At 62.5% G+C, this 14,665-nt stretch carries 15 protein-coding genes; all 15 read left to right on the top strand.

Going from position 1 to position 14,665, the window contains the following annotated elements; translation table 11 throughout:
- Positions 1–69: 69 nt before the first annotated feature.
- Positions 70–1,314, top strand: coding sequence for a beta-ketoacyl-ACP synthase II (gene fabF, locus AC1D1F_RS21670; protein ID WP_477678979.1), 1,245 nt, complete (start codon positions 70–72; stop codon positions 1,312–1,314).
- A 30-nt stretch (positions 1,315–1,344) separates the two neighbouring features.
- Entirely contained in the window at positions 1,345–1,887 is a 543-nt protein-coding gene (locus tag AC1D1F_RS21665; RefSeq protein WP_477678980.1) for a hypothetical protein, read from the top strand.
- Positions 1,884–2,528, top strand: coding sequence for an RNA polymerase sigma factor RpoE (gene rpoE, locus AC1D1F_RS21660; protein ID WP_477655996.1), 645 nt, complete (start codon positions 1,884–1,886; stop codon positions 2,526–2,528). Before AC1D1F_RS21665 ends, rpoE begins: the two co-directional genes overlap by 4 nt.
- A gap of 140 nt (positions 2,529–2,668) precedes the next feature.
- Positions 2,669–3,253: a sigma-E factor negative regulatory protein gene (locus tag AC1D1F_RS21655; RefSeq protein WP_477678965.1), complete on the top strand. Its 585-nt coding sequence runs from the start codon at positions 2,669–2,671 to the stop codon at positions 3,251–3,253.
- Positions 3,254–3,289: 36 nt separating this feature from the next.
- On the top strand, positions 3,290–4,300 hold the full coding sequence (locus AC1D1F_RS21650) for a MucB/RseB C-terminal domain-containing protein (protein ID WP_477678964.1): 1,011 nt from the start codon (positions 3,290–3,292) through the stop codon (positions 4,298–4,300).
- Between the two features lie 82 nt (positions 4,301–4,382).
- A complete protein-coding gene (locus AC1D1F_RS21645) occupies positions 4,383–5,840 on the top strand; it encodes a DegQ family serine endoprotease (protein ID WP_477696239.1) in 1,458 nt (485 codons plus the stop codon).
- 572 nt (positions 5,841–6,412) lie between these two features.
- Entirely contained in the window at positions 6,413–8,224 is a 1,812-nt protein-coding gene (lepA, locus tag AC1D1F_RS21640; RefSeq protein ID WP_477678607.1) for a translation elongation factor 4, read from the top strand.
- A gap of 11 nt (positions 8,225–8,235) precedes the next feature.
- Positions 8,236–9,210 carry a signal peptidase I gene (gene lepB / locus AC1D1F_RS21635; RefSeq protein ID WP_477678608.1) on the top strand — a complete coding sequence of 325 codons (975 nt, stop codon included), beginning with the start codon at positions 8,236–8,238 and terminating at the stop codon, positions 9,208–9,210.
- A gap of 65 nt (positions 9,211–9,275) precedes the next feature.
- Complete coding sequence (locus AC1D1F_RS21630; RefSeq protein WP_477696238.1) at positions 9,276–9,617, top strand: DUF4845 domain-containing protein; 342 nt, start codon at positions 9,276–9,278, stop codon at positions 9,615–9,617.
- A complete protein-coding gene (gene rnc, locus AC1D1F_RS21625; RefSeq protein WP_477678610.1) occupies positions 9,618–10,319 on the top strand; it encodes a ribonuclease III in 702 nt (233 codons plus the stop codon).
- Positions 10,320–10,492: 173 nt separating this feature from the next.
- Positions 10,493–11,437 carry a GTPase Era gene (gene era, locus AC1D1F_RS21620; protein WP_477678615.1) on the top strand — a complete coding sequence of 315 codons (945 nt, stop codon included), beginning with the start codon at positions 10,493–10,495 and terminating at the stop codon, positions 11,435–11,437.
- 17 nt (positions 11,438–11,454) lie between these two features.
- Positions 11,455–12,204: a DNA repair protein RecO gene (recO, locus tag AC1D1F_RS21615; protein ID WP_477678611.1), complete on the top strand. Its 750-nt coding sequence runs from the start codon at positions 11,455–11,457 to the stop codon at positions 12,202–12,204.
- A gap of 10 nt (positions 12,205–12,214) precedes the next feature.
- Complete coding sequence (locus tag AC1D1F_RS21610) at positions 12,215–13,021, top strand: pyridoxine 5'-phosphate synthase (RefSeq protein ID WP_477678612.1); 807 nt, start codon at positions 12,215–12,217, stop codon at positions 13,019–13,021.
- Positions 13,018–13,413, top strand: a complete 396-nt coding sequence (gene acpS / locus AC1D1F_RS21605) for a holo-ACP synthase (RefSeq protein ID WP_477678613.1) — start codon at positions 13,018–13,020, stop codon at positions 13,411–13,413. The genes AC1D1F_RS21610 and acpS overlap by 4 nt, the downstream gene beginning before the upstream one ends.
- 21 nt (positions 13,414–13,434) lie before the next feature.
- Positions 13,435–14,493 (top strand): beta-N-acetylhexosaminidase, encoded by a 1,059-nt coding sequence (gene nagZ, locus AC1D1F_RS21600; RefSeq protein WP_477700830.1) that lies wholly within the window; start codon positions 13,435–13,437, stop codon positions 14,491–14,493.
- Positions 14,494–14,665 lie beyond the last annotated feature (172 nt).

Below are 14,665 nucleotides of genomic sequence, written 5' to 3'. Positions count from 1 at the left end.
CCTGTGACTCTGCCGTCATCAAGCCTGAAAAGCCACAGGGCCTTTTCAGGTTCTTTTCAGGATTTCTGAATGAGCCGTCGTCGTGTCGTCGTGACAGGTCTGGGTTGCGTCAGCCCGGTAGGTAATACCGTGGCCGAGTCCTGGGCCAATCTTCTTGCCGGCAATCCCGGCATTGACCTTGTCACCGGGTTTGATGCCAGCAATCTCGCCTGCAAATTCGCCGGCGAAGTCAAGGGTTTCAACATCGCGGATTACATCCCCGAAAAAGAAGCCCGGCACATGGACCGCTTCATCCACCTGGGACTGGCCGCGGCCTTCCAGGCAGTGGCCGACAGCGGTTTGCCCACCGGTGAGGCGCTGGGCGACGAACTGGCCACGCGCATCGGCTGCAATATCGGCTCTGGCATTGGCGGTCTGCCCATGATCGAGCAGATGCACACCGAGCTGGTCAATCGCGGCCCGCGCCGGATTTCACCGTTTTTTGTGCCTGCCTCGATCATCAACATGATCTCCGGGCATGTGTCCATCAAATTCGGCTTCAAGGGCCCCAACATCGCGGTCGTCACGGCCTGCACCACCGGCCTGCATGCTATCGGCCTGTCGGCCCGCATGATCGAGTACGGCGATTGCGACGTGATGGTGGCCGGCGGTGCGGAGTCCTGCGTGTCTCCCCTGGGCATAGGCGGCTTCGCGGCCGCCCGCGCCCTGTCCACCCGCAACGAAGACCCGAAAACAGCCTCGCGCCCCTGGGACAAAGACCGTGATGGTTTTGTGCTGGGCGAGGGCGGCGGCGTGCTGGTGCTCGAAGAGTACGAACACGCCAAGGCGCGCGGCGCAAAAATTTACGCCGAGCTGACCGGCTTCGGCATGAGCGCCGACGCGTACCACATGACCGCCCCCGACGTCGACGGCCCGCGCCGCTCGATGGTGATGGCCTTGAAGAACGCCGGTGTCAACGCCGATGAGGTCCAGTACCTCAATGCGCATGGCACGTCCACGCCACTGGGTGACCTGAACGAAACCAATGCCATCAAAGCGGCGTTCGGCGGCCACGCCAAGGACCTGGTGGTCAGCTCTACCAAGTCCATGACCGGCCACCTGCTGGGTGGGGCGGGCGGCATCGAATCGGTGTTTACCGTGCTCTCGCTTTATCACCAGAAGATCCCGCCGACCATCAACATCTTCAACCAGGATCCCGAGTGCGACCTTGACTACTGCGCCAACACCGCGCGTGACGCCAAGATCGAGCTCGCCGTCAAAAACAACTTCGGTTTTGGCGGTACCAACGGCACGCTGGTTTTCAAGCGCGCCTGATTTTTCCCGCATGCATCGCAAGCCAAACCCTTGACCACACACAACGCCCCTCCGGTTGTTTATCCGTTGGGGCGTTCGCGTTTCCTGGGCGCGCTTTTGCTGTGCCTGTGGCTTTGCGGCCTGTTCCTGACACTGGCCTGGTTTCTCCAGGGTGGCAGGCCACTCGATTGGCGTATCGCGCTGGCGCTTGTTTTTGTGCTTGGCGCCGGCGCCGCGGCCTATACCGGCTGGCGCAACGCTCCGGCGGGCCAACTCGCCTGGGACGGCGAGGTCTGGCGCTGGGAAAGTCCGGGCTACCAGGCCGGCGTCGCCGAGTACGGGCTGTCGGTGCTGGCTGATTTCCAGCATGCCATGCTGCTGCGGCTCGAAAACCAGGCCCATGCCTGTTTGTGGCTCTGGATGGAGCGGCGCAGCATGCCCGAGCGCTGGCTGGACTTGCGCCGGGCGGCTTTTTCGCCGCACAAGGCGGCCGCTGTGCCTTGGCAGCACGATTCACTGCGGATGGATGGGGCACCGGCTGTGGCAGTATCGGGGGCTATGCACTCCATTGACGGCACGCCAAACCTTCCATGAGCGCTGACCTGCCACCATTGCCGGCGGAGCAAGCCATCGACAGCGACGCCATGCTGGTCGAGCGCACCGTCGCGGGTGACCAGAAAGCCTATGAGCTCCTGGTCATCAAATACCAGCGGCGCATCCAGCGCCTGATAGGCCGCATGGTTCGCGACGTGGACCTGGTGGAAGACATCGCCCAGGAGACGTTTATCCGGGCCTACCGGGCCCTGGCGCAATTCAGGGGTGAGGCCCAGTTTTACACCTGGCTGTACCGGATCGCCGTGAATACCGCGAAAAAAGCCCTGATGGACCTCAAACGGGACCCGACTGTTTCCGAAAATTCCTTCAAATCAGGCCAAAGCGAGGAAAGCGATGAAACTTCCCCGCTGGAAAACGAACTAACAAGCTCGGAAACGCCGGAAGCCGTGCTGGCCAGCAAGGAAATCGCGGAAATCATCAATGCCGCCATGGAGGCCCTGCCGGAGGAACTTCGTCAGGCCATCACCCTGCGTGAAATCGAGGGCTTGAGCTATGAAGAGATTTCCGAGGCCATGGATTGCCCCATAGGCACGGTGCGGTCCCGGATTTTCAGGGCGCGTGAAGCGATTTCACAGAAGGTGAAACCCCTGCTGGAAAACCAGAGCGGCAAGCGCTGGTGAGGCCGCAGCACCCAGGAGCCAATCATGAAGCCACGAAGCAAACCAGGTATTTTCAGCCCGTCACCACGGCAGCCCCGCTACCCCCGAACACCACGGACACCACGAACATCATGAAACCGTCTATGCAAACCAGCGAACTCATGTCCGCACTGGCCGATGGCCAGCTGGGCGGGGAAGACTTTGCGGCCGCGCTGCATGCCAGCCGGCACGATGATTCGGCCGTGGCCTGCTGGGACACCTATCACCTGATCGGCGATGCGTTGCGATCGCCTTCACAGGGCCTGCGCGGCGTGGATACGGCATTTTTGAGCCGCCTGAACCAGCGCCTGGCGCAGGAAGCCTCGCCGGGTGCGCAGTCCCGTCCCGCCCAGCCGGCCGTCCAGGGTTTGCCCCTGGTACTGCCTCCTCACCGCAGCCAGGCTTCCAACGACGGAGAATTCCGCTGGAAGCTGGTGGCGGGTTTCGCGTCGCTCGCGGCGGTGTCCGCCATTGCGTGGAACGCCGCCGGCCTGCTGTCGCCCCCCGCCGCGCCGCAACTGGCCCAAGCGCCTGCCTCCTCCCAGCAGGTGGTGGTCGCTTCGCCGCAAGGCCCCATGGTGCGCGATGCGCGGCTTGAAGAACTGCTGGCCGCGCACAAGCAGCTGGGCGGCACCTCGGCCCTGCAGGAGCCCTCGGGCTTCCTGCGCAATGCCACTTTTGAGACCCCTCGCAATGCCGGGCGCTGAACGCGCGCTGCGCCGCGACCGGGCTTTGGCGACACCATGAACCTCAAGCTTCTTCGTCTTCTCGCCCTGGCAGGATGCACGTTGCCGGCCATGGGGCACGTGGCGGCGCAGGCCTCGCCTCCTGCGGCATCGGCCGTGGAATCCCGCAGCATCAACGACTGGCTGATGCGCATGCATGAGGCCTCCAGGAAGCGTTCCTATATCGGCACCTTTGTGGTCTCGTCGGGCGGCGCCATGTCCAGCGCCAAGATCTGGCATGTCTGTGAAGGCGACCAGCAGATGGAACGGGTCGAAACGCTGACCGGCGCGCCGCGCTCCATCTTCCGCCACAACGACCAGGTGGTCACCTTCATGCCCGACCACAAGGTGGTCCGCAGTGAAAAGCGCGAGTCGCTGGGCATGTTCCCGCAACTGCTGCAATCGACCGACAGCCGCATCGCCGATTTCTACAAGGTCAAGCAGGAGGGCACCGATCGCGTGGCCGGCGTCGAAGCCGACATCGTGCTGCTGGTGCCCAAGGACAGCATGCGCTTCGGCTACCGTGTCTGGACCGAGCAGAAAAAGGGCCTGGTCGTGAAGCTGCAGACACTGGACACCGATGGCAAGGTGCTGGAGCAGGCGGCGTTTTCCGAACTGCAGCTCGACGCGCCGGTCAAGATGGACAAGCTGCTCCAGATGATGGGCAAGGTCGAGGGCTACCGCGTGGAAAAACCGGTCCTGGTGAAGACCTCCGCGAGTGCTGAAGGCTGGGTGCTGAAGGCGCCGGTGGCGGGTTTCAAGCCCATGAGCTGCTACAAGCGGCCGGTGACGGCCAGCCCGGCGCCCGGCGAGGAGCCCCTGCAATGGATTTTTTCCGACGGCCTGGCCTCGGTCTCCATTTTTGTAGAGCCTTTCGACCGGCAACGCCATGAGCGCGAATCCAGCCTGTCGATGGGCGCCACCCAGACCATCACCCGGCAACTGGACGCCTACTGGGTCACCGTCATGGGCGAAGTCCCCATGGCAACGCTGAAGCTCTTTGCCAACGGCCTGGAGCGCAGGAAATAATATGCCCCTGGCGTTCCGGCGGCCGGCTCTTTCCGGCGGCGGCCTGGATGGCCTGATGACCAAATTTTTGACGAGGCTGACGATGCTTGAACTGAACTGGAATCCCCTGCGCTCCTGCCTGACTGCCGGCCTGGTGGCCGCCGCTGCCGTCGCCACACTGGTGCCGGCAGCCCCTGCTTGGGCGCAAAACCGCACATTGCCTGACTTCACCGATCTGGTGGAGCAGGTGGGCCCGTCGGTGGTCAACATCCGCACCCTGGAAAAAGCCAAGCCTTCCGCCGGCGGAAGCGCCGACGAGCAGATGCTGGAGTTTTTCAAGCGCTTCGGCATTCCGGTTCCGCCCAACATGCCGCGCACCCCCCGGCCCGACCGCGGTCAGCCCGACGAAGACCAACCGCGCGGCGTGGGTTCCGGCTTCATCCTGACGGCGGACGGCTTCGTCATGACCAATGCCCATGTGGTCGAGGGCGCCGACGAGGTCCTCGTCACCCTGACGGACAAGCGTGAATTCAAGGCCAAGATCATCGGCGCCGACAAGCGCAGCGACGTGGCCGTGGTCAAGATCGAGGCGACGGGTTTGCCGGCCGTCAAGATCGGCGACATCAACCGCCTCAAGGTGGGTGAATGGGTGATGGCCATCGGCTCGCCCTTCGGCCTTGAAAACACCGTGACCGCGGGCATCGTGAGCGCCAAACAGCGCGACACCGGCGACTACCTGCCTTTCATCCAGACCGACGTGGCCATCAACCCCGGCAATTCCGGCGGCCCCCTGATCAACATGCGTGGTGAAGTCGTCGGCATCAACAGCCAGATCTACTCGCGCTCCGGCGGCTTCCAGGGAATTTCCTTTTCCATCCCCATCGACGAGGCCGCGCGCGTATCCGACCAGCTGCGCAGCACCGGCAAGGTGACGCGGGGCCGTATCGGCGTGCAGATCGACCAGGTCACCAAGGAGGTGGCGGAATCCATAGGCCTGGGCAAGGCGCAGGGTGCTCTGGTCCGCGGGGTTGAAGGCGGCGCACCTGCGGAAAAAGCCGGCATCGAAGCCGGCGACATCATCATCAAGTTCGACGGCAAGGCCATTGAGAAATCCAGCGACCTGCCGCGCATGGTCGGCAATGTGAAGCCCGGCACCAAGGCCGTGGTGACCGTCTTCAGGCGCGGCGCGAGCAAGGACCTCTCGGTCACCATCGGCGAGGTCGAGCCTGAAAAACCGGCCAAAAAAGCATCGGGCCCCGAGCCCAAGCCGCCTGTCGCCGGCGCGGCCCAGGCGCTGGGCCTGGTGGTCAGCGAAGTGAGCGACGCGCAGAAGAAGGAACTCAAGATCAAGGGCGGCGTCAAGGTGGATACGGCCGAAGCCGCGGCCTCACGCGCCGGGCTGAAGGAGGGTGACGTGATCGTGGCAATCGCCAACTCCGAAGTCACCAGCGTCAAGGAATTTGAGGCTGCGCTCGCGAAAATTGACAAGACCAAGGCCATCAATGTGCTGTTCCGCCGCGGTGAATGGGCGCAGTACGCGTTGATCCGGCCTTCGCGCTAAACCGCAAACAACCCCGGGTGAGGCCCCGGCAAGGGTGTCGGGGGAGGTCGGTACCGGCCTTCAAGGCCCCCATACCCTGCTGGGGTTTGTGGGTTTTGCCGGGGTTCAGGCCTTTTTTGGCTCCCCGAAAAATATATTTTTGAGAGGCCTCCTGCCTGCTTTTTGTTGGTGACCACTAACAATAAATGGGTCAAGGACGGTTTTCGGTAGAATACCGGCTTGCCTCTGCGTCTTTTGGATATATCGGGAAGCCCAAAATCCCACTTTCGATCTTAATTTTGGGTAATACCCATCGCTCCACAGATCACCCACAAGTTGTCCAGAGACAAGCAGTTTAAAATTGTGAATAAGTTGTGTATAAGATTCCTGTTGCTAGCCTGCAACGACAAAAATATGGCGATTTCGGGACTGTTCGGCTCTGGCTTTTTGCCTACAATGAAGTTCCAACTATCGCAGTTGCCATAGATTGTTGGTTCAGGGCGCGTCGCAATCGACGCGCCCTTTTTTATGGCCCCTCGCGAATTGAGTCCAATCTCTTCGCAATACTTTCAAGTACTTAGGCGTTCTCGTTGATGAATCACATCAGAAATTTTTCGATCATTGCGCACATCGATCACGGCAAGTCCACCTTGGCCGATCGACTCATCCAGCGCTGCGGTGGTTTGCAGGACCGCGAGATGAGCGCGCAGGTTCTGGATTCGATGGACATCGAAAAAGAGCGTGGGATAACCATCAAGGCGCAGACCGCCGCGCTCAAATACAAGGCACTCAACGGCGAGGTTTACAACCTCAACCTGATCGACACGCCGGGCCACGTCGACTTCTCATATGAAGTGAGCCGCTCGCTGTCCGCATGCGAGGGCGCGCTGCTGGTGGTGGACGCGAGCCAGGGCGTGGAAGCGCAGACCGTCGCCAACTGCTACACCGCGCTGGACCTCGGCGTCGAAGTCGTGCCGGTGCTCAACAAGATGGACTTGCCGCAGGCCGACCCCGAGAACGCCAAGCAGGAAATCGAGGAAGTGATCGGCATCGACGCGACCAACGCGATCCCCTGCAGCGCCAAGACCGGCATGGGCATCGATGAAATCCTGGAGGCCGTTGTCGCCAGGATTCCGCCGCCCAAGGGCAACCCCGACGGTCCGCTGCGCGCCATGATCATCGACAGCTGGTACGACGCCTACGTGGGCGTGGTTATGCTGGTGCGCGTGGTGGACGGCCGGCTCGCCAAGGGCGACCGCATCAAGCTGATGGCCAGCGAGGCGATGTACAACGCCGAGCAGCTGGGGGTCTTCACCCCGCACACCGAGCCGCGCCAGGCGCTGGAGTCCGGCGAAGTGGGCTTCGTGATTGCCGGCATCAAGGAACTGCAGGCCGCCCGCGTGGGCGACACCGTCACGCTGATCAAGCCCGGCACCGGCGGCGCGGCTTTCACCGCTACCGAGGCGCTGCCCGGCTTCAAGGAAATCCAGCCCGCCGTCTTCGCCGGCCTCTACCCCTCCGAGGCCAGCGAGTATGAGTCCCTGCGCGATGCGCTGGAAAAGCTCAAGCTCAACGACGCCTCCCTGCACTATGAACCGGAAGTCAGCGAAGCCCTGGGTTTCGGCTTTCGCTGCGGTTTCCTGGGCCTGCTGCATATGGAGATCGTCCAGGAGCGGCTGGAGCGGGAGTTCGACCAGGACCTGATTACGACGGCGCCCAGCGTGGTCTATGAGGTGCTCAGGTCCGACGGCGAGACCATCAAGGTCGAGAACCCGTCCAAAATCCCGGACGCCGGGAAAGTCAACGAGATCCGCGAACCCATCGTCACCGTGCACTTATATATGCCGCAAGACTATGTGGGCGCCGTCATGACGCTGGCCAACCAGAAACGCGGCATCCAGCTGAACATGGCCTACCACGGCAAGCAGGTCATGCTGACCTATGAGATGCCGCTGGGCGAGATCGTGCTGGACTTTTTCGACAAGCTCAAATCCGTCTCCCGCGGCTACGCGTCCATGGACTACGAATTCAAGGAATTCCGGGCCTCCGACGTGGTGAAGGTCGACATCCTGCTCAACGGCGAGAAGGTGGACGCGCTGTCCATCATCGTCCACCGCAGCCAGTCTGCCTATCGCGGGCGGGCGGTGGTGGCCAAGATGCGCGAGATCATTTCGCGCCAGCAGTTCGACGTCGCAATCCAGGCGGCCATCGGGGCCAACATTATTGCGCGTGAGACAATCAAGGCACTGCGCAAAAACGTGATCGCCAAGTGCTACGGCGGCGATATTTCACGCAAGCGCAAACTCCTAGAGAAACAAAAAGCGGGTAAAAAACGCATGAAACAAATCGGTTCCGTTGAAGTACCCCAGGAAGCTTTCCTGGCCATTTTGCAGGTGGAAGACTGATGCGCGGCGCAATGAGCACGATCACCGCCGTGGTGCTGGCGGCCTTTGTGGGCTACGGCGCCGCCTGGTACTTCGGCGCCGTCGAAGGCAATTTCTCCCTGCTGCTGTTCCTGGCGTCTGTGGTCACCGGCATTTACTGGCTGGCCGAACGCTTTTATTTCCTGCCGCAGCGCTACAAGGCCGCCGCGGCGCTCGAGGAAAGCGCCGCCAGCCGGCAGGCCGAACTGGCCAAAAAAGGCATTACCCAGATCGACAACATCAACTTCGGCGAGGCCCGGGCCCGGCTCATCATGCAGCCCTGGTGGCTGGACTGGACGGCGGGCCTCTTCCCGGTGATCGTGGTGGTCTTCCTGCTGCGCTCCTTCCTGTTCGAGCCCTTCAAGATCCCTTCGGGCTCGATGATCCCGACCCTGCTCGTCAACGACCTGATCCTGGTCAACAAATTCCACTACGGCGTGCGCCTGCCGGTGCTGAACATCAAGGTCATTAACAACCAGAGCCCGCAGCGCGGCGACGTGATGGTGTTCCGCTACCCGCCAAAACCCAGCCTGGACTACATCAAGCGCGTGGTCGGCGTGCCGGGGGACGAGGTTGCCTACATCAACAAGAAGCTGACCATCAACGGCAAGCCCTTGCCCAAGACGCCGCTGCCGGATTTCTTCGATGAAGACGTGCTGCGCTACGCCAAGCAGTTCGAGGAGGTCAACGGCGCCCGCAAGTACCGGTTGCTGAATGACGACACACGGCGCGCCGGACTGGATGAGCGTGAGGTCATGGACTTTCCTTTCAAGCAAAATTGCCGTTACAGTAGCGAGGGCATGGTCTGCAAGGTGCCTGAGGGGCAGTACTTCATGATGGGCGACAACCGCGATAATTCGCAGGATTCGCGCTATTGGGGCTTTGTCCCGGAGGCCAATATCGTGGGCAAGGCCTTTTTTGTCTGGATGAATTTCGGCAACCTCAAACGTATCGGCTCTTTCGAATAAGGTCATGGGCGGTGTCGCCGTCCCGATAGTGAGCCGGAAGATTTTTTAGTCGGAGCGGAGAAAAAATGAAACATCAGCAACGCGGCCTTTCCTTCATCGGCCTTCTGTTTTTCTGCGTCATCCTGGTCTGCGCGGGTATTGTGGCCGCCCAGGTTTTCCCCACCCTGGTGGAGCTCCAGGCCATCACCAAGGCCGCCAACAAGGCCAGGGACGGCAATACCGTCGCCGAAGTCCGGATCATTTTCGACAAGGCGGCCCAGATTGACGACATCAAATCGATCACTGGCAAGGACCTGGAAGTGACCAAGGACGGCGATAAAACCGTGGTGGCTTTCGCCTACACCAAGGAAATCCACATGGCCGGCCCCGCCTTCTTGCTGCTCAAGTACAGCGGCAAATCCAAATAAGTGCGAGCCAGCGCCACATCGAGTCCGGGCCTGCCAGCGCTGCAAAAGCGCCTGGAGCATGAGTTCTCCAATCCCAAACTGCTGCTGCAGGCGCTGACGCACCGCAGTTTTTCGTCCGACCATAACGAGCGCATCGAGTTCCTGGGCGATTCCGTCCTGAACCTTGCGGTGGCCGGCTTGCTCTATGAACAGCTGAGTGAGCTGCCCGAAGGCGACCTGTCCCGCGTGCGCGCCAACCTGGTCAAGCAGGACACCCTGCACAAGCTGGCGGTGGTGCTGGGTCTGCCCGACATGGTGCGCCTGGGTGAGGGCGAGGCCAAGTCCGGCGGCCACAAGCGGCCTTCCATCCTCGCCGACGCGCTGGAAGCCGTGATAGGTGCTGTTTACCTCGATGCGGGCTTTGAAACCGCCAATCAGCTGGTGCGCCGCCTTTTCAAGGACGTCGAGATCAACCCCCAGATGCAGGCCATCGGCAAGGATCCCAAGACCGAATTGCAGGAGTGGTTGCAAGGGCGCAAAATGAACCTGCCCATCTACCGCGTGGTGGGCACCATGGGCGCCGCCCACAAGCAGACATTCGACGTCGAGTGCGAAATCGCCGAATTCGGGCGGGCCGAGCGCGGCATAGGCGGTTCGCGCCGCGCCGGCGAGCAGGCCGCCGCCGCGGCCATGCTGATGTTTGTCAAGACGCTGGAATCCTGACTCCGCGCCCGCGGCCGCCCGGGGACGCAGGCCAACACACCAAGATTATGAGTACAGGTAAAAAAGAACCCAAGAAACCCGCGACGGCCTCGGCAGTCGCCCCGGCCGCCAAGCCCAAAGCGCGGCAGGCCAAAGCCCTGGAGGCTGCGCAGCCGCCCGACGCGCTTGAAGCCATGCTGGCGCAAGCCCTGTCCTCGCGCGGCGCGGCCGTGCCCGCCCCCGGCACGCCGGCTGCCGGCGAGCAGCGCTGCGGCCTGATCGCCATTGTCGGCAAGCCCAACGTGGGTAAATCCACCCTGCTCAATGCTTTGGTGGGGCAAAAAATCAGCATCACCTCGCGCAAAGCCCAGACCACGCGCCACCGCATCACCGGCATGCGCACGGTCAAGGCAACACAGTATGTATTCGTGGACACGCCGGGTTTCCAGACCCGGCACGGCAACGCGCTGAACCGCTCGCTGAACCGCACCGTGGTGGGCGCCGTCAACGACGTGGACCTGATTGTCTTTGTGGTCGAAGCCGGGCAGTTCAACCAGGCCGACGCCAAGGTGCTGGCCCTGCTGCCTGAAAAAACGCCCGCGATCCTGCTGGCCAACAAATTTGACCTGATACACCGGCGCGCAGAGATCGCCCCCTGGCTTAAGGAAATGCAGGAGCGGCACAATTTCGCCGAATTCGTGCCCATGTCGGCCAACAACGCCAAGGACATCGAGCGGCTGTTCGGCATTTGCGAAAAATACCTGCCGGTCCAGCCCTGGATGTACGGCGCCGACGAGCTGACCGACCGCAGCGACCGCTTCATGGCCGCTGAAATCATCCGCGAAAAGTTGTTCCGCCTGACCGGCGACGAGCTACCTTACACCTCCACCGTCATCATCGACCAGTACGAGGAGGAGGGCGCCCTGCGCAAGATCGCCGCCACCATCGTGGTCGAGCGCGACGGCCACAAGGGCATGATCATTGGCGAGAAGGGCGAAAAGCTAAAACGCATAGGCACCGAAGCCCGGCATGAGCTTGAGACCCTGACCGGCGGCAAGGTCTTCCTGGAGATCTGGGTGAAAGTCCGCTCCGGCTGGGCCGACGATGAGGCCAGAGTCAAGACTTTTGGCTACGAGTGAGTGGGGTCGCGGTGCGCATGGTCACCAAACGTATAGGAGATGAACCTGCCTATGTCCTGCACCGCTACGACTGGAGCGAGTCCAGCCTGATCCTGGAAGTGTTCACGCGCAAGTACGGGCGGGTGGCGCTGGTGGCGCGGGGAGCCAAAAAGCCGAGTTCCAGTTTCCGGCCGATTTTGCTGCCTTTGCAGCCGCTGCACATCGCTTTTGGCGGCGACGCTGAAATCCGCACCCTCAAGAGCGCCGAATGGCAGGGCGGCCACGTGATGCCGACGGGCGATGCGCTGCTGTCGGGTTATTACCTCAATGAGCTGCTGATGCGCCTGATGGCCCGTGACGATCCGCACCCGGTGCTGTTTGACGCCTATGCGGCCACGGTGCAGCTGATTGCCGCGCAGAGCGCCGAGACCCTGCAGCTGGCGCTGCGCGCGTTTGAGTTGCGCTTGCTGCGCGACATCGGCCTTTTGCCCCTGCTGGACGCCGAAACCGCCACGCTGGCGCCGCTGGACCCGGACACCCGCTACGTGCTGGTGCCCGAAGCCGGCCTGCGCCAGGCGCACGACGACGACCGCGTCAGCCTGCCCGGCGGGCAGTGGCAGGCGCTGCAGCAGGCGTTGGGCGACGAAGCCTTGTTCTCCGACACTGTGCGGGCCTGTATCCCCGGCTTCAATGAGCTTAAAACCCAGTTGCGCGCCCTGCTGCACTACCATTGCGGCGTGAAGGTCCTGAAAACCCGGCAAATGATGATGGATCTGCAAGCTTTTTAACGAGCCACCCATGAAACTCCTTTCGCCCGTTCCCATCGTGTCCCATGCGTACGGCAAGACCGCACTGTCGGTCAACGTCAACAAGGTGGCCTTGCTGCGCAATACCCGTCACCTGGACATCCCCAGCGTGCGCCGCGCCGCCGAGCTGTGCCTGGAGGCCGGCGCCCAGGGCATCACGGTGCACCCGCGGCCCGACGAGCGCCACATCCGCCCCGACGACGTTTTTGAGCTCGCTGCACTGATGAAAGACTGGCCGGATCGCGAATTCAACATCGAAGGCAACCCCTTCCAGAACCTCATGGGTTTTGTGCATGACCTGGCCGCCCGGGGCCTGCCGCTGCACCAGTGCACCTTTGTGCCCGACAGCGAAGACCAGTTCACCAGCGACCACGGCTGGAATTTCCCCGAAGATGCCGAGCGGCTGCGGCCCCTGATCCAGCAAGTGCATGACCGCCGCGTGCGCGTCAGCCTCTTCATGGACCCGGTGCCGGAAGCCATGGCAGCCGCCAAAGCCGTGGGCGCCGACCGGGTGGAGTTTTATACGGAAAGCTATGCGCGCGCCTGGGGAGGCCCTGAAAAAGCGCAAGTCCTGGCCCGCTTTACCGAAGCCGGGAAGGCCGCCGCGGCCGCCGGCCTGGGTATCAACGCCGGCCACGACCTGAGCCGCGACAACCTCACCGAGTTCGTGCGCGAAGTGCCCGGCGTGCTGGAAGTGTCCATAGGTCACGCCCTGGTCGCCGACGCGCTGGAGCTGGGTTATGCCGCCACTGTCAGGGGCTACCTGGCCTGCATAGACCGCGCATTTGCACCGGCATGATCTACGGAATCGGTACTGATATTTGCGACGTGCGCCGCATTCGCGCCAGTCTGGAAAAGCACGGCGAGCGCTTTGCCAAAAAAATCCTGGCCGACGGCGAGCTGGCCACCTGGAAAGAGCGCAGCGCGCGCTGGCCGGACCGCGGTGTCAGCTACCTGGCCACGCGCTTTTCCGCGAAGGAGGCCTTCAGCAAGGCGATCGGCATGGGCATGCGCATGCCCATGACCTGGCGCTCCTGTGAAATCGCCAAGGCCGCCAGCGGCAAACCCGAAATAGTGCTGCACGGCGCGCTCAAGGCCTGGTTCGAGTCGCGCGAGCTCACGGCCCATGTCACCGTGACCGACGAGACCGATTACGCCGCCAGCTTCTGTGTGGTGGAAAAACGCACCTGACCCCAACCTCCGGATTTCCTTATGACCCAGCACGCCCCCCTCATCATCGACATCGACGGTCTATCGCTCACCAAAGCCGACCGCCGGCGCCTCAAACACCCGCTGACCGGCGGCATCATCCTGTTTGCCCGCAACTGGAAAGACCGCCGGCAGCTGTCCGACCTGTGCACCGAGATCAAGGACATCCGCGAAGATCTGCTGATCTGCGTCGACCACGAAGGCGGCCGCGTACAGCGCTTCAAGACCGATGGCTTCACACACCTGCCACCCATGCGCGAACTGGGCCTGCTGTGGATGAAAGACCAACTGGCCGCCACCAATGCCGCGACCGCCTGCGGTTATGTGCTGGGCGCTGAGTTGCGCGCCTGCGGCGTCGATTTCAGCTTCACGCCCGTGCTGGACCTCGATTACGGTGAAAGCGGCGTGATCGGCGACCGTGCTTTCGGCCGCGACCCGCGCGTCGTCACGCTGCTGGCCAAAAGCCTGATGCACGGTCTGCTGCAGGCCGGCGTCGCCAACTGCGGCAAACACTTCCCCGGCCATGGTTTCGTCAAGGCCGACTCCCACACCGACATCCCGGTCGACAAGCGCAGCCTGAAAGCCATCCTGGCCGACGACGCCGCACCCTACGGCTGGCTCAACACCACACTCAGCAGCGTCATGCCCGCCCATGTGATCTACCCCAAGGTCGACGCCCGGCCGGCCGGATTTTCCAGCCAGTGGCTGAACTTCATCCTGCGCAGCCAGCTGGGCTTCGGCGGCGCGATTTTCAGCGACGACCTCAGCATGGCCGGCGCCCGCCTGATCGGCGGCAAAGAGGTGAGCTATACCGAAGCCGCGGTGACGGCGCTCAACGCTGGCTGCGACATGGTGCTGCTGTGCAACCAGTCCGTGGGCGAGGGCCAGCCCGTCGACGAACTGCTGGACGGCATGGCCGAGGCCCTGCTCAAGGGCCAGTGGGAAGCCATGGAGGCCAGCGAGTTGCGGCGGCTGGCGTTGCTGCCGCAGGGGAGGGGGGTTGGGTGGGATGAGTTGATGGTGCAGCCGGCGTATATGCATGCTTTGGGGTTGATTCCTTAGGCCGTTTCCTGTTCTAGCGTTTTGCCCTCTGCTGAGTGTTGCTGGCCGGGGGTAGCCCGGCGGCTACTCACTTTTCTTTTGCTTCGCCAAAAGAAAAGTAAGCAAAAGAAAAGGCGACCCTGGTTGCTGCGTCCCTTCGCTGCGCTACGGGCAACCTGCGGTGCTCGGTTCA

This window comes from Polaromonas sp. P1_H6 (genome assembly GCF_056405195.1).
The sequence above is the reverse complement of the archived record's forward strand: the minus strand, read 5'-3'. Positions and strand labels throughout refer to the sequence as shown.